The 21501-nt window shown below is 70.2% G+C and carries 17 protein-coding genes; 2 read left to right on the forward strand and 15 right to left on the reverse strand.

Features of this window, described 5'->3' with window-relative positions; all coding sequences use genetic code 11:
* Positions 1 to 153: 153 nt before the first annotated feature.
* The 12 genes from FO059_RS08605 to FO059_RS08660 all read right to left on the reverse strand — a co-directional run bounded on the left by FO059_RS08605 (position 154) and on the right by FO059_RS08660 (position 14589).
* Positions 154 to 2964: a DEAD/DEAH box helicase gene (locus FO059_RS08605; protein WP_143907992.1), complete on the reverse strand. Its 2811-nt coding sequence runs from the start codon at positions 2962 to 2964 to the stop codon at positions 154 to 156.
* Between the two features lie 5 nt (positions 2965 to 2969).
* On the reverse strand, positions 2970 to 3929 hold the full coding sequence (gene tatC / locus FO059_RS08610) for a twin-arginine translocase subunit TatC (RefSeq protein ID WP_143907994.1): 960 nt from the start codon (positions 3927 to 3929) through the stop codon (positions 2970 to 2972).
* Between the two features lie 70 nt (positions 3930 to 3999).
* On the reverse strand, positions 4000 to 4314 hold the full coding sequence (tatA, locus tag FO059_RS08615; protein WP_143907996.1) for a Sec-independent protein translocase subunit TatA: 315 nt from the start codon (positions 4312 to 4314) through the stop codon (positions 4000 to 4002).
* Between the two features lie 92 nt (positions 4315 to 4406).
* Positions 4407 to 5432, reverse strand: coding sequence for a helix-turn-helix transcriptional regulator (locus tag FO059_RS08620; RefSeq protein WP_143907998.1), 1026 nt, complete (start codon positions 5430 to 5432; stop codon positions 4407 to 4409).
* Positions 5429 to 6457 carry a helix-turn-helix transcriptional regulator gene (locus FO059_RS08625; protein ID WP_143908000.1) on the reverse strand — a complete coding sequence of 343 codons (1029 nt, stop codon included), beginning with the start codon at positions 6455 to 6457 and terminating at the stop codon, positions 5429 to 5431. Before FO059_RS08625 ends, FO059_RS08620 begins: the two co-directional genes overlap by 4 nt.
* Positions 6458 to 6555: 98 nt before the next feature.
* Positions 6556 to 7914 carry a Pup--protein ligase gene (gene pafA / locus FO059_RS08630; protein WP_143908002.1) on the reverse strand — a complete coding sequence of 453 codons (1359 nt, stop codon included), beginning with the start codon at positions 7912 to 7914 and terminating at the stop codon, positions 6556 to 6558.
* A gap of 55 nt (positions 7915 to 7969) precedes the next feature.
* The gene (prcA, locus tag FO059_RS08635; protein ID WP_143908006.1) at positions 7970 to 8818 is read right to left on the reverse strand and encodes a proteasome subunit alpha; all 849 of its coding nucleotides are present in this window, start codon (positions 8816 to 8818) and stop codon (positions 7970 to 7972) included.
* A 67-nt stretch (positions 8819 to 8885) separates the two neighbouring features.
* Positions 8886 to 9746 carry a proteasome subunit beta gene (prcB, locus tag FO059_RS08640; RefSeq protein WP_143908008.1) on the reverse strand — a complete coding sequence of 287 codons (861 nt, stop codon included), beginning with the start codon at positions 9744 to 9746 and terminating at the stop codon, positions 8886 to 8888.
* A gap of 26 nt (positions 9747 to 9772) precedes the next feature.
* The gene (locus FO059_RS08645; protein WP_143908010.1) at positions 9773 to 9964 is read right to left on the reverse strand and encodes a ubiquitin-like protein Pup; all 192 of its coding nucleotides are present in this window, start codon (positions 9962 to 9964) and stop codon (positions 9773 to 9775) included.
* Positions 9965 to 10132: 168 nt separating this feature from the next.
* Positions 10133 to 11632, reverse strand: coding sequence for a depupylase/deamidase Dop (gene dop, locus FO059_RS08650; RefSeq protein ID WP_143908012.1), 1500 nt, complete (start codon positions 11630 to 11632; stop codon positions 10133 to 10135).
* Positions 11633 to 11722: 90 nt separating this feature from the next.
* Positions 11723 to 13417 carry a proteasome ATPase gene (arc, locus tag FO059_RS08655; RefSeq protein WP_143908014.1) on the reverse strand — a complete coding sequence of 565 codons (1695 nt, stop codon included), beginning with the start codon at positions 13415 to 13417 and terminating at the stop codon, positions 11723 to 11725.
* 281 nt (positions 13418 to 13698) lie between these two features.
* Positions 13699 to 14589: a tRNA (adenine-N1)-methyltransferase gene (locus tag FO059_RS08660; RefSeq protein ID WP_143908016.1), complete on the reverse strand. Its 891-nt coding sequence runs from the start codon at positions 14587 to 14589 to the stop codon at positions 13699 to 13701.
* A gap of 45 nt (positions 14590 to 14634) precedes the next feature.
* Here FO059_RS08660 and FO059_RS08665 point away from each other — a divergent pair, with 45 nt between their 5' ends.
* Positions 14635 to 15531 carry a RecB family exonuclease gene (locus tag FO059_RS08665; protein ID WP_168226598.1) on the forward strand — a complete coding sequence of 299 codons (897 nt, stop codon included), beginning with the start codon at positions 14635 to 14637 and terminating at the stop codon, positions 15529 to 15531.
* Positions 15532 to 15612: 81 nt separating this feature from the next.
* Positions 15613 to 16440: a thioesterase family protein gene (locus FO059_RS08670; RefSeq protein WP_143908020.1), complete on the forward strand. Its 828-nt coding sequence runs from the start codon at positions 15613 to 15615 to the stop codon at positions 16438 to 16440.
* Positions 16441 to 16492: 52 nt separating this feature from the next.
* Here FO059_RS08670 and hisG read toward each other — a convergent pair whose 3' ends face one another.
* The 3 genes from hisG to metH form a co-directional block, all read right to left on the reverse strand.
* A complete protein-coding gene (hisG, locus tag FO059_RS08675; protein WP_143908022.1) occupies positions 16493 to 17344 on the reverse strand; it encodes an ATP phosphoribosyltransferase in 852 nt (283 codons plus the stop codon).
* Positions 17345 to 17406: 62 nt separating this feature from the next.
* Positions 17407 to 17670: a phosphoribosyl-ATP diphosphatase gene (locus FO059_RS08680; protein WP_143908024.1), complete on the reverse strand. Its 264-nt coding sequence runs from the start codon at positions 17668 to 17670 to the stop codon at positions 17407 to 17409.
* Between the two features lie 121 nt (positions 17671 to 17791).
* Positions 17792 to 21361: a methionine synthase gene (gene metH, locus FO059_RS08685; protein WP_143908026.1), complete on the reverse strand. Its 3570-nt coding sequence runs from the start codon at positions 21359 to 21361 to the stop codon at positions 17792 to 17794.
* Between the last annotated feature and the right edge of the window lie 140 nt (positions 21362 to 21501).

Below are 21501 nucleotides of genomic sequence, written 5' to 3' on the forward strand. Positions count from 1 at the left end.
CCCGGGGCAGGATTCGGCCACCGTGTTGGAGCCGAACACCGCTCGATCACAGCACAGTTCTTGACCCGAGCACCGTCTATACGGTCCGAGCGCCGAAGCCCTCGCCGGACAGGAGTACGGGTGCTCGATGCGGCCGGAGAACCGGGTCCCTGGTCAGGGGGCCTCCACCACCACGACCCCCCGCCGGATCGACCCCACCGCGGAGCGGGCCGTGGAAACCAACTCGGCGTCGCCGGAGACGATTCCGACCTGGTCGAGCAGGTCCACCACCTGCCGGCACCAACGGACGAAGTCCCCGGCGGCAAGCGGGGACCCGTCGGCGTCGCCGGCGGTGAAGAGGACCTCGTCGAGCGGTGCGCCCTCGACCCAGCGGTGCACGGACAGCGCGAAACCGGTGTCGGGCCGCCGCGTCTCCGGCAGCCGGTGGCGTGATTCCACCTCGCGGATCTCGGCCCAGAGCGACGCGGTGTCGTCCAGCGCACGGCGCATGCGCTCGGGGCCCGCCAGGACCACGCCGCCTTCGCCGCGCCGCGATTCGTAGACGAGCGCCGAGACGACCGCCGCCAACTCGGCGGGGCCGAGTCCCGTCCACAAGCCCCGCCGCAGAGACTCGGTGACCAGCAGCGCGCTCTCCGCGTAGACGCCGGCCAGCAGCATTCCGGCGTCGGTGACCGTCGTATCGTGCGTCTTCGACCCGGCTAGGTAGCCGAGCTCGGAGAGGAGCCGGACCATCCTGTCGAACTCGCGTGCCAGCGAGTGCGCGGCAGCGTTGTGCCGGGCCACGAGCTTGTCGGTGGATCGCTGGAGCGCGAAGTACCGCTCGGCCCACCTGCTGTGCGTATCGATCTCCGGGCAGTCGTGGCAGGGATGCCGGCGCAGCCGGCGGCGCAGGTCCGCGAGCTCCCGGTCGTCCGTGGCCGCCGACTTGCGCCCGTGCGGCCGCTTGCGCGGAGGGGTGAAACCGGATTGACGCAAGGCGCCGGCCAGGTCCCGGCGCACCTGCGGCGACTGGTGGGCGACGTGCTTGGGCAGCCGCATCGTGCCGAGCGTCTGCACGTTCCCGCGGAAGTCGGTCGCGGCCACGCGCCCGGCCCACCTGTCCTCATTGAGCACCAGTGGCCGGGGGTCGGTGGCCGAGCGGTCGGGTTCGAGCACCACCGCGATACCGGACCGGCGCCCGGAGGTGATCGCGACGACCTCGCCGCGCCGCAGCGAGGACAGCTGCTCCACCACGTCGCGGCGACGCGCCTCCCGGGTCTGCGTCTCGAGCTCCTTCTCGCGGCGCCCGATCCGCTCGCGCAACTCGGCGTACTCGCGGAAGTCCCCCAGGTGGCAGTCGAGATGCTGCGCGTAGCCCTCGAGCGCCTCCCGGTTCCGGTCGATCGAACGGGCCAGGCCCACCACCGAGCGGTCCGCCTGGAACTGTGCGAACGAACGCTCGACGAGCAGCCGCCCCTCCCTGCTGCCCAGGCGGCGCACGAGGTTCACGGTCATGTTGTATCCCGGCTGGAACGAGCTCTTCAGCGGGTATGTGCGGGCCCCGGCCAGGCCGGCGACGGCGCCCAGGTCCATCCCGGGCCGCCAGACGATCACGGCATGCCCCTCGATGTCGATGCCGCGCCGCCCCGCACGCCCGGTGAGCTGCGTGTACTCCCCCGGTGTGAGATCCGCGTGCGTCTCACCGTTGTACTTGACCAGCCGCTCGAGCAGCACCGTGCGCGCCGGCATGTTGATGCCCAGCGCCAGCGTTTCGGTGGCGAACACCACCCGGATCAGGCCCCGGGTGAACAGCTCCTCGACGGCGTGCCGGAACACGGGCAGCATGCCCGCATGGTGGGCCGCGAATCCGCGGGTGAGCGCTTCCGCCCAGCCGGGGAAGCCCAGGATGTCCAGGTCCTCCCGGGGAAGGTCCGCGGTGTGCCGGTCGATGACGGAGCGGATCTCACGGGCCTCGTCGTCGGTGGTGAGCCGTAGCGGGGAGCGCCGGCACTGGTCCACGGCGCCGTCGCAGCCGGCGCGGCTGAAGATGAACCCGATCGCCGGGAGCAGCCCCTCGCGGTCGAGGCCCGCGATCACGTGCGGGCGCGGCGGCAGCCGGAATCCGCCACCACCGCCGCCGGAGCGCATGTCGCGGCCCGAGCGTCCCCGGCCGTGCTGCGCGCCGCGGCCGCGCCGGTTCCCATGCGATCCGCGGCCGGCACCACCGCGGGGTCCTCCCCTGTCGCCGCCGCCCGGCCGGCCGCCGACGACATGCTGCACGGTGCGTTTGAGGACGCCGCTGACCAGGACCCCGCGGCCGGAGCGGTCGGGGTCGTCCTCGAACAACGGCAGGATGTCCCCGTCGACCATGACGTGCTGCCACAGCGGCACGGGCCGGTGTTCGTCGACGACGACCGTCGTGTCGCCGCGCACCTCCTGCATCCACGCGCCGAACTCCTCGGCGTTGCTCACGGTGGCGGACAGGCTCACCACCCGGACCTCGGCGGGCAGCCCCAGGATCACCTCTTCCCACACGGCGCCCCGGAAGCGGTCGGCCAGGAAGTGCACCTCGTCCATGACGACGTGCGACAGTCCGTCGAGGGCGGGCGACTGCGCGTAGAGCATGTTGCGCAGCACCTCGGTGGTCATCACGACGATCGGTGCGCGTGCGTTGATGGACTGGTCGCCGGTGAGCAGCCCGACGGCGCCGTCTCCGTGGCGTGCGCGCAGGTCCGCGAACTTCTGGTTGCTGAGCGCCTTGATCGGCGTGGTGTAGAAGCACTTGCCGCCGGTGGCGAGCGCCAGGTGCACCGCGAACTCCCCGACAACGGTCTTTCCGGCGCCGGTCGGCGCGCAGACGAGCACGCCGCTGCCGGCCTCGAGCGCGCGGCAGGAACGACGCTGGAAGCCGTCGAGGGCGAAGTCGAGTCCGACGGCGAAATCGTCCAAGTGCGTGGACGGATCACCAGTGGGCGAGTCGGTCATGGGCGTCAGAGGGTGTCGTCGTAGTCGGTGCCGCGGTCATGGACCATCGTGGTCGATCCCTGGTCAGCGCTCACACGGTCCTCATCGACGCCGGCCGGGCTGCCGATCGGGCCTGCTTCGTCGTCGGGGATCTCCGCGGAGGCGTTTCGCGCCCTGCGCTTGTCGTGCAGACGGCAGAACTGGATCGCCAGCTCGATGAGCACGGTCAGCGCGGCCGCGAGCGCGAGCATGGAGAACGGGTCCTGGCCTGGGGTGAACACCGCGGCGAACACGAACATGCCGAAGATCAGCCCGCGACGCCAGCGCTTGAGCTTCTCGTACGGCAGCACCCCGACGAGGTTCAGCGCGATAACGAGGAGCGGAATCTCGAAGCTGACGCCGAAGATGATGAGCAGGTGGATGATGAAGCCGAAGTACTCGGAGCCGCTCAGCGCAGTGACCTGGACGTTGTCGCCGACGGTGAGCAGGAAGTGCAGGGCCTTGGCCACCACCAGGTACGCCAGGACGGCGCCCCCGAGGAAGAGCATGGTGGCGGCGGTGACGAAGGACAGCGCGAAGCGCCGCTCGTTCCGGTGCAGCCCCGGCGTGATGAAACCCCACACCTGGTAGAGCCACACGGGTGACGCGAGCACCACGCCCGCCGTCAGGGCCACCTTGAGTCGCAGCATGAACTGTTCGAACACCCCGGTGGCGAGGAGCCGGCAGGCGTCGCTGTCGCCGGCGGACAGATCCGCCCTGGCGCTGCTGGGCAGGGCGCAGTAGGGGCCCCGGAGCAGCTCTCCGAGGCTTTCGATGCCGAAGATGGAGTACGAATACCAAAGGAACCCGAACAGGGTCGTCACAACGATGACGGCGACGGCGATCAGCAGGCGCCGACGCAACTCGTAGAGGTGCTCGACGAGCGACATCGTGCCGTCGGGATTAGTGCGGCTTCGGCGTTGCCGCGGATCGAGTGGTATGCGCACAGTCAGTCTTTAGCTGAACACAGCGACGACTCCGGCCATGCGGGCGGCGTGGCCGGAGTGGATCGCCTCGTCAGGCGCCGGTGCCTGGGGCGGGCGGCGTCTGCTGCGGAGCCGCTGCCGACTGCGGTGTGTCCGTCGCGGCCGGGGCGGTGCCCGCCTGCGGCGTCGTACCCGCCGGCTGAGCGGGCAGCGCCTGCGGAGTGGATGTCTGCGGGGCGGACTCCGAGGAATCCGAGTCGTTGCCGGTCATCTCCTTCATCTCGCTCTTGAAGATGCGAAGTGAACGGCCGAGACCCCGCGCCGCGCCCGGCAGGCGCGTGGAACCGAAGAGCAGGACGAGAACGATCAGCACGATCGCCCAGTGCCACGGGCTCATTGCGCCCATACCAACCTCCAATGATCGAACGGTGTCTATGTTACCCGAACGGCCGACGTTTTCGGGGCCCGGATGCCGTGCACGGGCGCCGCGCCCCCGCCTCAACCCTGCCCGTCGCCTATCGCGCCGACAGGGAATGCCTCGGTTCTCGCATAGGCGTCGAGCGCATCGACGGCGCGCGCGTGCACCAGCTGCGACATCGCCGGCCGGTCGAGGATCCGGATGCGGCCGCCGAAGCTGAGGAGGAAGCGCCGCAACCAGTCCTCCGACGCGTACCGCAGCGACACCTCCTTCCCCCCGTCGGTATGGTCCGCGAGGTCGTTCATCGGGAAGTAGTCGAGCGCCCACAGGCAGTCCGGCGCAACGGCCAGGTGCACTTGGGGCAGCCCCGCAGCCGAATCGTAGAAGTCGGCGAGCGCATCCACCTGCTCCGCGGAATGCGGATCCGACGCCTCCTCGAGCACCTCGGCGCTGTCGATCCGGTCGAGGCGGAACATCCGCTCCCCCTCCGCCAGGCGGCACCAGGCCTGCAGATAGCTGTTGCCCGCGACCAGCTGGATCCGGACGGGGTCGACGACCCGTTCCGTGCGGGCGTCCCGGGTGGCCGAGTAATACTGCATGCGCAGCGCGCGGCCGCGGTTCACGGCGTCGCGCACCGCATCGGCCGCAGCGGGGTCGGATGTGTCCGCCGCCGGTTCCGACGGGCGCTCCGTCACGGCGCCGTCCTGCGCCGGCGCGGAACCGGCGGCGGTCTCCCGGGCGGCCTGCTCGATCTTGAACATGGCGTTGCGGGCCGCCGCGGGCATGATGCTGGACTGCTGTTCCACCAGGAATCCGAGCGCGAGGAGAAGCGCGGACGCCTCGGTGGTCGTCAGTCGCAGCGGGCGGTCGATGCCCTGCGAATCCGTGACCTCGACCGTGTCGCCGGTGAAGGCGACATCGATCAGGTCGCCGCCGCCCAACCCGGGCCGACCGCACATCCACAGGATGCCCAGGTCCTTCTCCAGCTGCTTGACGGTGATCCCCATGTCCTTGGCGATCTCGGACTTCAGGCGCCCCTGGTTGGCGCTGATGAGGGGGACCAGCGCCAGCAGCCGGGAAACGCGGTTGGTGTGGATTCCGCTCATCGGCGTCCCTCCTCGTCGGACTCCGCGCCGACGGCGGCGCCGAGCGAATGCGCCGCGGCGGCCCCGCGCAGCGTGTCGATGACGGCCTCCCGGATGTCCGCGGGCTCAAGTGCGACGGCGTGGGCGCCGTGCGCCGCGATCGCGCGGACCGTGGCGGCCCGGGATCCGATGGGCATCCGCATCACCTTGCCCGGAACGCCGTCGAGGGTGTGGGGGCCGACCTCCATGGCGCGCCTGCGCAGATCGTGGGCGTGATCGTCGCGCAACCACAGCGTCACCGCCCCCTCCGATACCGGTTCCGCCGCTGCCTCGCGGACGATGGCTGCCGGATCGACGCCGTCGGGAATCCGCACCTCGCCCGCCTTGCCGATAGGGGTGATTCCGCCGACGATCCGCGAGAGCCGGAATGTCCGTCGACCCTGCCTGTCGCGGTCGAAACCCACGAGGTACCAGTTGCCTTTGGCGCTCGCGACACCCCAGGGTTCGACGGTGCGCAGGCTGGTGACTCCGTCGGCCGCGGCGCGGTGCTCGAAGGTGACGGCCTGCCCCTTGCCCACCGCGGCGACCAGCCCGGCCAACGCGGGCTCCGCGTCATAGGCGGCACCCGTGCCGCCCAGCACGGTGGCCATCTCCGAATCGTCGACGGAGATCCCCGCCGCCCGGAGCTTCACGATTGCACTGGAGTAGGTGGCGGTCATTTCCGGCGATTGCCACAGCTGTCCGGCCACCGCCACCGCGGCGGCCTCCTCCGTGGTGAGCGAGATCGGCGGCAGTTCGTATTCGGCGCGGGCGATGCGGTAGCCCTGCTCCTCGGCCGCGCCGGAGGGCCCGCCGAACGTCAACGGGATCCCCAGGTCACGCAACTCCGCCTTGTCGCGCTCGAATGTGCGAGCGAAAGCCTCCTCCGATGTGCTTTCGTTGTAGCCGGCGAAATCGTGTCGTATGCGCTCGATGGGGACGAACTGCGTGGTCGACAGGAGGCCGATCACGAGATTCGTCAGTCTTTCGACCTTGGAAGTGCTCACACCAGCACCCTAACGCTGCCGCGTTCACGGGCGTACGACAGTTCGGGAATGGCGCGTCGCGGCCGCCCGTACATGGACGGCGGCCGCTGACGATGCCGTTACATCGCGGCGATCAGGCGGTCGACGCGCTCGTCGACGGCAAGGAACGGGTCTTTGCACAGAACCGTGCGCTGCGCCTGGTCGTTGATCTTGAGGTGCACCCAGTCGACGGTGAAGTCCCGATCCGCTGCCTGGGCGGCCGCGATGAACCGGCCGCGCAGCCTCGCCCTGGTCGTCTGCGGCGGGGTCTCCACCGCCGCATCGACGTCCTCCGGCTCCGTGATCCTGGCCGCGAGCCCCTTGTTCTCGAGCAGGTTGAAGACTCCGCGGCCGCGTTTGATGTCGTGGTAGGCGAGGTCCAGCTGAGCGATCTTGGGGTCCGCGAGGGTAATCCCGTACCGATTCTGGTAGCGCTCGAACAATTTGCGTTTGATGACCCAGTCGACTTCGGTGTCCACCTTTCCGAAATCGTCCGATTCGACCGCGTCGAGCATGCGGCCCCACAGCTCCACCACCGCGTCGATCTCCGGGTCGGGAGCGCGGTCCGCGAGATAGGCGACGGCGCGTTCGTGGTAATGCCGCTGCACGTCGAGGGCGCTGGCATGTCTGCCCCCCGCCAGGCGGACGGGGTGTGTACCGGTGAGGTCGTGGCTGATCTCGCGAATGGCGCGGATGGGGTTGTCCAGGGAGAAGTCGCGGAAGGCGACGCCCGCCTCGATCATCTCCAGGACCAGGTTGACGGTGCCGACCTTCAGGCGCGTCGTGGTCTCCGACATGTTGGAATCGCCGACGATCACGTGCAGGCGGCGGTACCGGTCGGCATCGGCATGCGGCTCGTCGCGGGTATTGATGATGGGCCGGGACCGGGTGGTGGCAGAGGAGACGCCCTCCCAGATGTGCTCCGCGCGCTGGCTCAGGCACAGCGAGGCCGACTTGGGGGTCTGCAGGACCTTGCCCGCGCCGCAGATGAGCTGGCGCGTCACGAGGAAGGGCAGCAGCACGTCCGAGATCCTGGAGAACTCGCCCGCGCGGGCGATCAGGTAGTTCTCGTGGCAGCCGTACGAGTTGCCGGCGGAATCGGTGTTGTTCTTGAACAGGTAGATGTCGCCGCCGATGCCCTCGTCCTGCAGACGCGACTCGGCGTCGTCCAGGAGCTGCTCGAGGATGATCTCCCCCGAACGGTCGTGGGCGACGAGCTGATCGAGGCTGTCGCATTCCGCCGTCGCGTACTCCGGATGCGAGCCGACGTCCAGATACAACCGGGCGCCGTTGCGGAGGAACACGTTGGAGCTGCGCCCCCACGACACGACGCGCCGGAAGAGGTACCGGGCCACCTCGTCGGGGCTGAGCCGACGGTGCCCGTGGAAGGTACAGGTGACCCCGTACTCGGTCTCGATTCCCATGATCCTTCGCTGCACACCTCGACACTACCGCGCGGCCGTGCCGTGAAGGCGAGATCGTGTGTGTGCGCGGCTATCCGGTCGAGTCGGTGCCGCCGGGGTCATGACCGGCAGAGCCGTCGGGCCCCGGATCCGGCGTCTGTCCCGCCTCGCCGCCGCCTCCTGCCGGGGCGTCGCCGCTTCCGGCGGATGCCTCGCCGGCTCCGGAGGCGCGTGACGGCAGCAGCCGCGCGATCTCGTCCGCCCCCACTCTGCGGAATGCGCGGCGCGGGCGGTCATGCTCGAGCACCCCCACCTCGATGACGCCCGCCGTGAGGCTGCGCGCCTGGGCCGCCCCGGCCTCCCCCGTCCCCCGCTCCAACGCCCCGACCGCGGTGTCCAATGCGGTCGCGAGGTCCATCCCCTCGGCGAAGGTGGATGAGAGTTCTCGGGTGACGGGTTCGGCGGCGCCGCCCATGACGACGAAGGTGGAGTGGTCGACGATCGAGCCGTCGTAGGTGATCCGGTAGAGCTGCGGTGCCACGCCCGATCCGGGGGGCGCGACCTCGGCGACGCAGATCTCCACCTCGTACGGCTTGGGTTGGTCGGTGAAGATCGAGCCCAGCGTCTGGGCGTAGGCGTTCGCCAGCGAGCGGCCTGTCACGTCGCGGCGGTCGTACGAGTACCCGCGCATGTCCGCGTGCATGATCCCGGCACGGCGCAGGTTCTCGAACTCGTTGTACTTGCCCACCGCGGCGAAGGCGAGCCTGTCGTACAGTTCGCTCACCTTGTGCAGCGCCTTCGACGGATTCTCGGCCACCAGGACCACCCCGTCCGCGTAGGTCATCGCCACCACGCTGCGTCCGCGCGCGATCCCCTTGCGCGCCAGATCGGAGCGGTCCCGCATGATCTGCTCGGCCGACGCGTAATAGGGCATGGTCATGGGGGCGGCTCCGTCCTGGGGTTCATCATGGCTGTGCTGGTCCCGCAGTGCGGGCGTGCGGCCTTGCTCAGGCCCGTCCGGACCGCCGGGTGCGTTCCTCGATCACCTCGGCGGCGGCGGCCTCGATCCGGTCCGCCGCCACTGCATGGGCGCCGTCGGCGGTCACCGAGATCGCAGTGGGGTACACGCCCCGGGTCGCGTCGGGCCCGCCGGTGGCCGAGTCGTCGTCCGCGGCGTCGTAAAGGGCTTCGACGGCTTTGCGCAATGCGGTTCCGGGCGTGTCGTCGGGCGAGTACATCCGCTTGAGCGCCGATTTGGCGAACAACGATCCCGACCCGACGGCGTGGTAGCCGGCGTGCTCTTCGTAGCGTCCGCCGGCGATGTCGTAGGAGACGATGCGGCCGGCGCGGGCGGGATCCTCCACCGCGGTGTCGTACCCGACGAAGAGCGGAACCACGGCGAGGCCTTGCATCGCGGCGCCGAGATTGCCGCGCACCATGGTGGCAAGCCTGTTGGCCTTGCCGTCGAAGGTCAGCGGCATTCCCTCGATCTTGTCGTAGTGCTCGAGCTCCACCGCGAAAAGCCGTACCAGTTCGACGGCGATGCCCGCCGTGCCCGCGATCCCCACCGCGGAGGAGGGGTCGGTGACGAAGACCTTGTCGATGTCGCGGCTGGCGATCAGGTTGCCCATCGTGGCGCGCCGGTCTCCGGCGAGGACCACGCCCTCGGCGTGCGACAGGGCGACGATCGTGGTGCCGTGCGGGACCTGCGGTGCCCCGCCGCCGTGCTGTGCCGTGGCGCGGGCGTCGTGACCGGGCAGCAGCTCAGGGCGGAACCTGCGCAGGTGCTCGGTGAACGACGACAGGTCCGACGACGAATGGTCGGAGGCGACAGCCCGGCCGGTGCCGGCGATCCCTAATCCCGGCATCCCCGGCCCTTCCCACACGCCCGGGATCACTGGCCGCCCTTCTGCACGTATGCGCGGACGAAGTCCTCGGCGTTCTCCTCGAGGACGTCGTCGATCTCGTCGAGGAGGTCGTCCGTGTCGTCCACGGACGCGTTGCTCTGCTGCTGGCCCGCGCCGCCGGTGACGGCCTCGTCGTCGTCCTCGCCGCCGCCGCCCCGCTTGGTCTGCTCCTGTGCCATCGCGCCCCTCCTGGAGTTTCGCGCCGTATCGGCCGCCATGCCGGGCCTGCTGCCCGGCGGCCGGCGCCCGCCTCACCTGTCACCCTACCGACGACGGGCGCCATAGGTGCGCAACAACTCTCACATCGGCCGGGCATCCGCCGCGTTTCCGTCCGCACGCCGCGAGCCCTACGACGTCAGCGCGTCCACCAGTTCGCGTGCGGTCGTCGCCGTCTCCAGCAGCCGGCCCACGTGCGCGCGGGTGCCGCGCAGCGGTTCCATGGTGGGGATGCGCACCAGCGACGCGCCGCCGACATCGAAGATGAGCGAGTCCCAGCTGGCCGCCGTGATGTCCGCGCCGAACCGGCGCAGGCACTCGCCGCGGAAGTAGGCGCGCGTGTCCGTGGGCGGGTTGCCGACCGCGTGCAGCACCTGCTCCTCGGTGACCAGGCGCCGCATCGAACCCCGCGCCACGAGCCGGTTGTACAGCCCCTTGTCCAGCCGGACGTCGGAGTACTGCAGGTCCACCAGATGCAGCCTCGGCGCTGACCAGCCCAGCCCCTCCCGCTGCCGGAAGCCCTCGAGAAGGCGCAGCTTGGCGGGCCAATCGAGGCGATCGGCGCACAGCATGGGGTCCTCGTCGAGCAGGTCCAGCACCTGCGACCACTGTTCGAGCACGTCGGCGGCGCGGGCGTCGTCCGGTGAGTGGCGGGCGCAGAAGTCCGCCGCCCGCCGGTGGTACTCGCGCTGGATCTCGATGCCGGTGAGCCGGCGGCCGTCGGCCAGCTCCACGCGCGTGCGCAGCGTGGGGTCGTGGCTGATCGCGTGGATGGCCTGCACCGGGGCCGCCAGCTCCAGATCCGACAGCCCCACGCCGGCCTCGATGAGGTCCAGGACCAGCGCCGCGCTGCCGACCTTGAGATAGGTGGAGGTTTCGGCGAGATTCGCGTCGCCCACGATCACGTGCAGGCGGCGGTACTTCTCGGAGTCCGCGTGGGGCTCGTCGCGGGTGTTGATGATGCCACGCTTGAGCGTGGTCTCCAGGCCGATCTCCACCTCGATGTAGTCGGCGCGCTGGGAGAGCTGGAATCCCGGTTCCTCGCCCGACTGGCCCAGCCCCACCCGGCCGGAGCCGGAGATCACCTGGCGCGAGACGAAGAACGGGATCAGGCCGGACGCGATGTCGGAGAAGGCGGTCTCGCGCCGCATGAGGTAGTTCTCGTGCGTGCCGTAGGACGCGCCCTTGCCGTCGACGTTGTTCTTGTACAGCTGCAGGCGCGGCGTTCCGGGCACGCTCGCCGCATACCGGGCCGCCGCCTCCATGACCCGCTCGCCCGCCTTGTCCCAGATGACGGCGTCCAGCGGATCGAGCACCTCGGGCGCGGAGTACTCGGGGTGGGCGTGGTCCACGTACAGGCGTGCCCCGTTGGTGAGGATGAGGTTGGCCGCACCCACCTCGTCGGAGTCGATGACGGGCGCCGGGCCGCGGGTGCGCCCCATGTCGAACCCGCGGGCGTCGCGCAACGGTGACTCCACCTCGTAGTCCCATCGGGTCCCCCGCGCCCGCGGCATGCCCGTCGCGGCGCCGTAGGCCAGCACCGCCTGTGTGGAGGTGACGATGGGGTTGGCGGTGTGGTCGCCTGGAGCGGAGATGCCGTACTCGACCTCGGTCCCGATGATGCGCTGCATGGCGTAGAGCCTAGTGCGGACGGGTGACGGCGACCGCCCGGCCGTGATCCGGGGCGGCCGCCGCACGGGCCGTGCCGGCGAGGGGCTCGCTCACAGGTACTGCCCCGTGCTGGTCTCCGTGTCGATGGCCCGGCTGGCGCTGGACGATTTGCCCGTCACCAGCGTGCGGATGTAGACGATCCGCTCGCCCTTCTTCCCGGAGATGCGCGCCCAGTCGTCCGGGTTCGTGGTGTTCGGCAGGTCCTCGTTCTCACTGAACTCGTCCACGATCGAGTCCAGCAGATGCTGGACCCGCAGGCCCGGCGCCCCGGTGTCGAGCACCTCCTTGATGGCGTACTTCTTGGCGCGGTCGACGATGTTCTGGATCATCGCCCCGGAGTTGAAGTCCTTGAAGTACAGGACCTCCTTGTCCCCGTTCGCGTAGGTGACCTCGAGGAAACGGTTGTCCTCGCTCTCCGCGTACATGCGGTCGACGACCCGGGTGATCATCGTGTGCACGCAGGCGGTCCTGTCGCCGCCGAACTCGGCCAGGTCGTCGCCGTGGATGGGCAGGCCCTCGGTGAGGTATTTGGAGAAGATGTCCTGCGCCGCCTCGGCGTCGGGCCGTTCGATCTTGATCTTCACGTCCAGACGGCCCGGACGCAGGATGGCGGGGTCGATCATGTCCTCGCGGTTGGACGCGCCGATGACGATGACGTTCTCCAGCCCCTCGACGCCGTCGATCTCGCTGAGCAGCTGCGGCACCACCGTCGTCTCCACGTCGGAGGACACACCGGATCCACGGGTGCGGAAGATCGAATCCATCTCGTCGAAGAACACGATCACAGGCGTCCCCTCGGAGGCCTTCTCCCGTGCGCGCTGGAAGATCAGCCGGATGTGCCGCTCGGTCTCGCCGACGAACTTGTTGAGGAGCTCGGGGCCCTTGATGTTGAGGAAGTACGACTTGACCTCGCGCGAATCCTTGCCGCGGACCTCCGCGATCTTGCGGGCCAGCGAGTGGGCCACCGCCTTGGCGATGAGCGTCTTGCCGCAACCGGGCGGGCCGTAGAGCAGCACGCCCTTGGGCGGACGCAGCGCGTACTCGCGGAACAGGTCGCCGTGCAGGAACGGCAACTCCACGGCGTCGCGGATCTGCTCGATCTGCCGGCCCAGGCCGCCGATGGCGGTGTAGTCGACGTCCGGGACCTCCTCCAGCAGCAGGTCCTCGACCTCCGCCTTGGGCACGCGGGAGAACGCGTAACCGGCCTTGGTGTCGACGATCAGGGAGTCGCCGGCGCGCAGCGGGCGGCGCTCGCCGTAATCGCCCAGGGGGTTCTCCAGCAGCGGGTCCGCCAACCAGACGATGCGCTCTTCGTCGGCATGGCCCACGACCAGAGCGCGGTGGCCGTCGTCGAGCACCTCGCGCAGGGCGCAGATCTCGCCGATCTGCTCGAAGTCGCAGGCCTCCACCACGGTGAGCGCCTCGTTGAGCCGGAGGCTCTGGCCGGGGCGCAGCGAGGACACGTCCAGGTTGGGTGAGAGCGTGAGCCGCATCCGCCGTCCCGACGTGAACACGTCGGCCGTCTCGTCGTCGACAGACGCGATGAGCACACCGAATCCGCTGGGCGGCTGCCCGAGCCGGTCCACCTCCTCGCGCAGTGCGACGAGCTGGGTGCGGGCCTCTTTGAGCAGCTCGGCGAGCTTGGTGTTGCGCGTCGTGAGTGCGGCGATCCGGCGTTCGAAATCGCCGTCGTCGCCTCGTCCGCCCGGCTCCCCCGTGCCCGTGCCGTCTCCTGGTGCTGTCATGACGTCCTCCCTCTCCGGACGGCGGCGACTCCGTACGGGCGCCGCCACCGTCGACGATCGGACCGCCCCGCAGCACCGCGTACCCGGCCACCGTGCCCGCGTTCGCAGTCGGCACTGCGGCGGAAGCGTGTTCCGGCACCGACGGAGGCGGCGCTGCGGCACCGAACCCGTTGTGCCTCCAACGCTACCGGGACTGCCGCCGCTGCGGCGGTTACCGGCGGAAAGCGGGTCCCGGTTCGCGGACGCCCGGCGGGAGGACGGCGTACTCGGACCTCGTGCGCTCAGCCTTTGCTGGGGCGGCGTTCGGTCCGCGGGGCGACCGTGCCGTCGGCCAGCCGGCGGGTGCTGATGAGGAACGCCGTGTGCCCCTGCATCCGGTGCTCGGGGCGCACGGCCAGGCCCACCGCGTGCCAGTCGCGGACGATCGCCTCCCAGGCGCGTGGCTCGGTCCAGCAGGCATGCTCGCGCAGCGCCTCGACCACGCGGGAGAGCTGTGTGACGGTGGCGACGTACACGATGAGGACTCCGCCGGGCACGAGGGTGCGGGCCACGGCCGGCAGCACGTCCCACGGCGCGAGCATGTCGAGGATGACCCGGTCCACCGGGCCCCCGATCGCGTCCGGGGACACCTCGGCCAGGTCGCCCACCGTGAGGTCCCAGTTCTCGGGGCGGCCGCCGAAGAAGGTCTCGACGTTGCGCACGGCGTGCACCGCGTGGTCCTCCCGGACCTCGTAGGAGACGACGCGGCCGTCCGGGCCCACTGCCCGCAGCAGCGAGCAGGTCAGCGCACCGGAGCCCGCGCCCGCCTCGAGGACCCGGGCACCGGGGAACACGTCTCCCTCGTGGACGATCTGCGCAGCGTCCTTGGGGTAGATCACCTGCGCGCCGCGCGGCATCGACAGCACGTAGTCGGTGAGCAGCGGCCGAAGCGCCAGGTACGGGGTGCCGTTGGACGACTCGACCACCGTGCCCTCGGCGGCGCCGATGAGCGCGTCGTTCTCGATGGCGCCGCGGTGGGTGTGGAACTGGCCGCCCGGGGTGAGCACCACGGTGTACTTGCGGCCCTTTCCGTCGGTGAGCTGGACCCGCTCGCCTACGCGGAACGGCCCGGTCGGCGCTCCGCCCGCCGGGGGCCCCGTCCCGGACGCTGAAGCCTCGGCGTCGATCGCCATCAGTCGGCTACCTTCCTGTCGGTATCGGGGATTACCCTGCCAGCCATGGACACGCCCGCGGCAGGAGACCCCGTGCAGAAGACTGCCCCGTCACAGAGTTCGGGCACTCCCCCGCAGCCGGATCCCCCGGTGGCACGGCCAGGCGGCCGTCGGCACATCGCGCTGTCGCCCTCGCGCGCCTCGGACTTCAAGCAATGCCCCTTGCTGTACCGCTTCCGGGCGGTGGACCGTATTCCGGAGACACCGTCCACCGCCCAGGCGCGCGGCACCTTGGTGCACGCCGCGCTGGAACGGCTCTACACGTTGCCGGCGGCCGAGCGGGTGCAGGAGCGCGCGGCCGGGCTGCTCGAGCCGGCCTGGGAGGACATGGTCGCCGGACAGCCGGAGCTCGCGGAGCTGGTCGGGCCGGAGGATCGCGCACGGTTCCTGGACGAAGCGCGCGCGTTGATCGCCGGCTACTACACGATGGAGGATCCGACGCGGTTCGAACCCGATGCGTGCGAGCAGCGGGTGGAGACCCGGTTGGGTGACGGCACGCCGCTGCGCGGGTTCATCGACCGCATAGATGTGGCGCCCACCGGTCAGGTCCGGGTGGTCGACTACAAGACGGGGCGTCTGCCATGGGGCCCGGGCAAGGCCACCGCCCTGTTCCAGATGAAGTTCTACGCGCTGGCACTGCTGCGAGATCGCGGGATCCTGCCGACCCAGCTGCGGCTGATGTACCTGAAGAGCGGGGAGGATCTGGTCTACGAGCCGACGGAGGCCGAGCTCGACCGGTTCGAGCGCACCGTGTCCGCGCTCTGGCAGGCCATCCGCACGGCGGGCAGCACCGGCGATTTCCGCCCCACACCGTCGAAGCTGTGCGACTGGTGCGACCACAAGGCCCTGTGCCCGGCCTTCGACGGCACGCCGCCGCCGTACCCCGGATGGCCAGGCGAGTGAGTGCGGCCCTGCCCGCGGCGCCGACGCGGAGGATTCGGCCCCGCCGTGATCCCGCACCCTGCACCGGCCACACTGGTGGGCATGACCGATTCCGATGACGGCGCCGCCTTCTACCAGCCGCTGGGCCTTGCGGACGACGGGGCCGAACGCTTCGCCTCCACGGACTACACGCGCAGCGTGTGGAGCACCGAGATGCAGCACGGGTCCCCGCCCGCCGCGCTGCTGGTGCGGGCGATGGAGCGCAACCATCCGCGCGAGGGCGCCCGACTCGCCCGCGTCACCGTGGAACTGCTGGGCCCGGTGCCGGTGGCCGAGTGCCGGGTGCGCAGTCGAGTCCTGCGTCCGGGCCGCTCCATCGAACTTCTCGCGGCGGAGCTGTGCGCGCCGATGCCCGACGGTTCCGAACGCACGGTGGCGAGCGCCACCGCGTGGCGCCTGGCGACAGAGGACACCGCGGCCGTCCGGCGGGCGACGGACCCGTCGTACCCGGAGGGGCTGCCGGCGGTCGGCTCGGGGTTCGATTTCTTCGGCGACCACAAGGTGACCACCTTCATCGACGCGGTCGAGTGGGAGTGGAACTCGCTCGCCGAGAAACAGGTGCCGGGACGTGTGCGGGTCCGCGAGAGGGTGGCGCTGGTGGCCGGTGAACAGCCGTCGCCAGTCGAGCGGATGTTCTGCGTCATCGACGCGGCGAACGGGGTCGGTGCCACCTTGGACCCGCGGGAGTGGACGTACCTCAACACCGAAATGACCGTGCATATCCATCGGATTCCGGGTGACGGCCTGGGAATCGCCGCGGAGTCCAGCATCGGACCCGACGGCATCGGCATGTGCACCGCTGTAATCCACGACGACGAGGGGCCGGTGGCACGCACCGCCCAGTCGCTCCTGGTACGTCGCCGCACCTGACCGGGCGCAGGCTGCGCGGCGGGCGGCGTACGGCGCGCCCGCCGCGTCGTGCTCACATGCGGCAGGACCGGATATCGGTGGCGAGCACGGCGCGCGCCCCGATCTCCTTCAGCTGGTCCATGACCCCGTTCATCCCCTTGCGCGGCACCATCGCCCGCACGGCGAGCCAACCGGCCTCGGCCAGGTCGGAAACGGTGGGCGACTCGACGCCGGGAGTGACCCGGGAGGCCTCCTCCAGCAGTTCCCGCGGGCAGTTGTAGTCCAGCAGCACGTACTGCTGCCCGTACACCACGCCCTGCAGCCTGGCGGTGAGCTGCGCGCGTGCGGCCGCGCCGGACTCGGCCGAGTCCGCCCGCCCGATCAGCACCGCCTCCGAACTGCACAGCACATCGCCGAACGGCGCCAGGTTGTGCTGGCGCAGCGTGCGCCCGGAGCCGACGACATCCGCGATGAGGTCCGCCACACCGAGCTGGATCGAGATCTCCACGGCCCCGTCGAGGGGGATCACCGTGGCGGCCATGCCGCGCGCGGCCAGGTCGGCGCGCACGATATTCGGGTACGAGGTCGCGATACGTGCGCCGTCGAGATCGTCGACCGCCCATTCGCGCCCCTTGGGCGCGGCATAACGGAAGGTGGAGCGGCCGAAGCCCAGGGCGAGTCGCTCGGCCACCGGGGCGCCGGACTCGAGAGACAGGTCGCGGCCGGTGATGCCCAGGTCCAGCTCGCCCGAGCCCACATAGGTGGCGATGTCCTTGGGGCGCAGGAAGAAGAACTCGACCTCGTGCGCATCATCGAGCACGGTGAGGTCCTTGCTGTCGCTGCGGCGGCGGTAGCCGGCCTCGGCGAGCATGGCGGCGGCCGATTCGGACAGCGCCCCCTTGTTGGGTACGGCGACCCTGAGCATGTGCGGTTCCTTTGCGGTCGGATGGATGAGCGACGGTGCGGACCGCGGGCGTGGCCCGCGGCTCACAGATGCCGGTAGACGTCCTCCGGCGAGAGCCCGCGCGCGATCATCATCACCTGCACCCAGTACAGCAACTGCGAGATCTCGCCGGCGAGTTCGTCATCCGTCTCGTGCTCGCCGGCGATCCACACCTCGCCGGCCTCCTCGATCACCTTCTTGCCGATGTGATGGACGCCGGCGTCGAGGGCGGCCACAGTGCCGCTGCCCTCGGGGCGTTCCGCGGCGCGTTGGGAAAGCTCGGCGAACAGGGAGTCGAAGGTCTTCACGGAAAGTCATCTTCCCACACGTCCGGGTGACGCCGGCGGGGCGTCACCCGGACGGGACCGCGGCCACGCGGTGTCCGTGTGCGCACGAGGCGCGGCGCACACGGACGGGAGCCGCGCATTCTCAGGTGTTGAAGTACTTGGCCTCCGGGTGATGCAGGACGAACGCGTCGGTGGACTGCTCCGGATGCAACTGCATCTCCTCCGAGAGCTCCACCCCGATCCGCTCGGGCTCCAGCAGCGCGACCAGCTTGCGCCGGTCCTCGAGCTCGGGGCAGGCGCCGTAACCGAACGCGTAGCGGGCGCCGCGGTACCCGAGCTTGAAGAACTCCTCGATGGCCGCCGGATCGTCGTCCGCCAACGACCAGGTGCCGTCCACCGTGAGCTCGGAGCGGATGCGGCGGTGCCAGTACTCGGCCAGCGCCTCGGTGAGCTGGACGCCCAGCCCGTGCACCTCCATGTAGTCGCGGTAGTGGTTCTCCGCGAACAGTCGGTTGGCGAAGTCGGCGATGGGCTGGCCCATCGTCACCAGCTGGAAGGGCAGCACGTCCACCTGCCCGGTCTCCCGGGCCTGCTCGCGGGAGCGGATGAAGTCCGCGACGCACAGGAAACGTCCCCGCTCCTGACGCGGGTAGGTGAACGAGTAGCGCACGGGGGCGTCGGGTTCGGGGGACTCGAGCACGTGCACCGTGTCCTTCTCCGACACCGCCGGGAAATACCCGTAGACCACCGCGGAGTGCGCCAGGATCCCCTCCGCGGTCAGCCGGTCCAGCCAGTAGCGCAGGCGCGGACGCCCCTCGGTTTCGACGAGGTCCTCATACGTGGGCCCCTCCCCCTTGCGGGCACCGCGCAGGCCCCATTGCCCCAGGAAGGTGGCGCGCTCGTCGAGCATGCCCGCGAAGTCCTTGACGGCCAGGCCCTTGACCACCCGCGTGCCCCAGAACGGCGGGGTCGGGATGGGGTTGTCGGCGGCGACGTCGGAGCGCTCGGGGACCTCCACGGGCGTCTCCGCCGCCTTGCGCTGGGCGGCGATGCGCTTGGAACGGCGCCGGCGCTCCGTGCGCTCCTGCTTCTTGCGCGCCGCCTCGATGGCTTCGGGGCTGTCCGGGTCGGGGCCCTCGCCGCGCTTGACCGCCATGATCTCGTCCATCAGGCGCAGGCCCTCGAAGGCGTCGCGCGCGTAGCTGACGTCGCCCTCGTAGATCTCGGCGAGGTCGTCCTCGACGTAGGTGCGGGTGAGCGCGGCACCGCCGAGCAGGACCGGGAAATCGCCGGCCACACCCTTGCCGTTGAGCTCGACCAGGTTGTCCTTCATCACCACGGTGGACTTCACCAGCAGGCCCGACATTCCGATGGCGTCGGCCTTCTTCTCCACCGCGGCGTCGTAGATCGTGGTGATGGGCTGCTTGATGCCCAGGTTCACCACTTCGTAGCCGTTGTTGCTGAGGATGATGTCGACGAGGTTTTTGCCGATGTCGTGCACGTCGCCCTTGACGGTGGCGAGCACGATGCGGCCCTTGCCGGAGTCGTCGGCGACCTCCATGTGCGGTTCCAGGTGGGCCACCGACGTTTTCATGGTCTCGGCCGACTGGAGGACGAAGGGCAGCTGCATCTGGCCGGAGCCGAACAGCACGCCCACCGTCTTCATCCCGGAAAGCAGCGTGCCGTTGACGATCTCGAGGGGCGGAACGGTGCGCATCGCCTCGTCGAGGTCGGCCTCGATGCCGTTCTTCTCGCCGTCGACTATCCGCTGCTCGAGGCGTTCGAAAAGCGGAAGCGCCGCGAGTTCCTGGGCGCGCGTCTCGCGGGCGGACGCGGCCGAGACGCCCTCGAACAGCTCCATGAGCTTCTGGAGCGGGTCGTAGTCGTCGGTGCGGCGGTTGTAGACCAGGTCCAGCGCGGTCTCCCGCTGCTCGTCGGGGATCCGCGCCATGGGCAGGATCTTGGAGGCGTGCACGATGGCGGTGTCGAGGCCCGCCTGGACGCATTCGTGCAGGAACACCGAGTTCAGCACTTGGCGGGCCGCCGGGTTGAGCCCGAAGGAGATGTTCGAAAGCCCCAGCGTGGTGTGCACCTGGGGGTAGCGCCGCTTGATCTCGCGGATGGCCTCGATGGTCTCGATGCCGTCGCGCTGGACCTCCACCTGTCCGGTGGAGATCGGGAAGGTCAGGCAGTCGATGACGATGTCGGACACCTCGAGCCCCCACGTGCCGGTGAGGTCCGCGATCAGGCGCTCGGCGATGGCGACCTTGTGCTCGGCCGTGCGCGCCTGGCCCTGCTCGTCGATCGTCAGGGCCACGACGGCGGCGCCGTGCTCTTTGACGTGCCGCATGATCAGCTGGTAGCGCGAATCAGGGCCGTCGCCGTCCTCGAAGTTCACGGAGTTGACGATGCAGCGCCCGCCCAGGTGCTCGAGTCCCGCGCGCAGCACCCCGGGTTCGGTGGAGTCGAGCATGATCGGCAGCGTGGACGCGGTGGCCAGTCGGGACGCCAGCGCGGCCATGTCGCCGGCGCCGTCGCGGCCCACGTAGTCGATGCACAGGTCCAGCAGGTGCGCACCGTCGCGGATCTGGCCCTTGGCGATGTCGATGCACTTGTCGTAGTCGCCGCCGAGCATCGCCTCGCGGAAGGCCTTGGATCCGTTGGCGTTGGTGCGCTCGCCGATGACGAGGAAGGACGCGTCCTGGTCGAACGGCACCGCGGAGTACATCGACGAGACGCCGGGCTCGTGCACCGGAGTGCGCTGCGCGGGCTGCACACCGCGCAGCGCCTCGACCACGCGCCGCAGGTGCTCGGGCGTCGTGCCGCAGCAGCCGCCCACCATGGACAGGCCGAACTGCGCGACGAAACCGGCGAGGGCCTCCGCGAGCTCGTCGGGTGTCAGCGGGTACTCGGCGCCGTTCTTGCCGAGCACGGGCAGTCCTGCGTTGGGCATGACGGACACCGGGATGCGTGCGTGCTGGGACAGGAACCGGAGATGCTCGCTCATCTCGGCGGGCCCGGTGGCGCAGTTGAGGCCGATCATGTCGATGCCGAGCGGTTCGAGCGCATTGAGCGCCGCGCCGATCTCGGATCCGACGAGCATCGTGCCCGTCGTCTCCACGGTCACGTGCGTGATGATCGGGATCCGGCGACCGGCCTGGTCCATCGCGCGCTGGGTGCCGACGATGGCGGCCTTCGCCTGCAACAGATCCTGGCAGGTTTCGACCAGGACGGCGTCGGCGCCGCCGTCGAGCATCCCGAGAGCGGCCTGCGTGTAGGCGTCGCGGAGGTCGGCGAACGGCGCGTGCCCCAGCGTGGGCAGTTTGGTCCCCGGCCCCATGGAGCCGAAGACGAGCCGTCCCAGGCCGTCCGCCCCGGGGCCGGCCTCGTCGGCGGCGGCGCGGGCCAGCGCCACCCCGCGCTGGGATAGGTCGCGGATGCGGTCGGCGATGCCGTAGTCGGCCAGGTTGGGCAGGTTGCAGCCGAAGGTGTTCGACTCGATCGCATCCACCCCGACCTCCAGGAAGCGGTGGTGGATGTCGCTGAGCACGTCGGGCCGCGTCTCGTTGAGGATCTCGTTGCAGCCCTCGAGGCCACGGAAGTCGTCCAGCGGAAGGTCGGCGGCCTGCAGCATCGTCCCCATCGCCCCGTCGCCGATCACGACACGGCGGTCGAGGGCGCGGGCGAGGGCGGAGTCAGTCTGTGCAGGCATGAGGACAGCGTAGTGGTCCGGTGGTTCACGACGGACCGTAGGCTGGGGGTGTGAGCAGTAGGGACCCCTTCCGCGGAACCGATGAGCGCGGAACCGATGAGCGCGGAACCGATGAGCGCGGAACCGATGAGCGCGGAACC

It is taken from the genome of Tomitella fengzijianii, assembly GCF_007559025.1.
Classification (GTDB): domain Bacteria; phylum Actinomycetota; class Actinomycetes; order Mycobacteriales; family Mycobacteriaceae; genus Tomitella; species Tomitella fengzijianii.

Excerpts from the sequence above, each read along its gene's own strand:
- FO059_RS08605 (WP_143907992.1), bottom strand. The coding sequence starts at position 2,964 with ATGACCGACTCGCCCACTGGTGATCCGTCCACGCACTTGGACGATTTC.
- tatA (WP_143907996.1), bottom strand. The coding sequence starts at position 4,314 with ATGGGCGCAATGAGCCCGTGGCACTGGGCGATCGTGCTGATCGTTCTC.
- FO059_RS08620 (WP_143907998.1), bottom strand. The coding sequence starts at position 5,432 with ATGAGCGGAATCCACACCAACCGCGTTTCCCGGCTGCTGGCGCTGGTC.
- prcA (WP_143908006.1), bottom strand. The coding sequence starts at position 8,818 with ATGACCATGCCCTATTACGCGTCGGCCGAGCAGATCATGCGGGACCGC.
- prcB (WP_143908008.1), bottom strand. The coding sequence starts at position 9,746 with ATGCCGGGATTAGGGATCGCCGGCACCGGCCGGGCTGTCGCCTCCGAC.
- FO059_RS08645 (WP_143908010.1), bottom strand. The coding sequence starts at position 9,964 with ATGGCACAGGAGCAGACCAAGCGGGGCGGCGGCGGCGAGGACGACGAC.
- dop (WP_143908012.1), bottom strand. The coding sequence starts at position 11,632 with ATGCAGCGCATCATCGGGACCGAGGTCGAGTACGGCATCTCCGCTCCA.
- arc (WP_143908014.1), bottom strand. The coding sequence starts at position 13,417 with ATGACAGCACCAGGAGACGGCACGGGCACGGGGGAGCCGGGCGGACGA.
- FO059_RS08660 (WP_143908016.1), bottom strand. The coding sequence starts at position 14,589 with ATGGCGATCGACGCCGAGGCTTCAGCGTCCGGGACGGGGCCCCCGGCG.
- FO059_RS08665 (WP_168226598.1), top strand. The coding sequence starts at position 14,635 with ATGGACACGCCCGCGGCAGGAGACCCCGTGCAGAAGACTGCCCCGTCA.
- FO059_RS08670 (WP_143908020.1), top strand. The coding sequence starts at position 15,613 with ATGACCGATTCCGATGACGGCGCCGCCTTCTACCAGCCGCTGGGCCTT.
- hisG (WP_143908022.1), bottom strand. The coding sequence starts at position 17,344 with ATGCTCAGGGTCGCCGTACCCAACAAGGGGGCGCTGTCCGAATCGGCC.
- metH (WP_143908026.1), bottom strand. The coding sequence starts at position 21,361 with ATGCCTGCACAGACTGACTCCGCCCTCGCCCGCGCCCTCGACCGCCGT.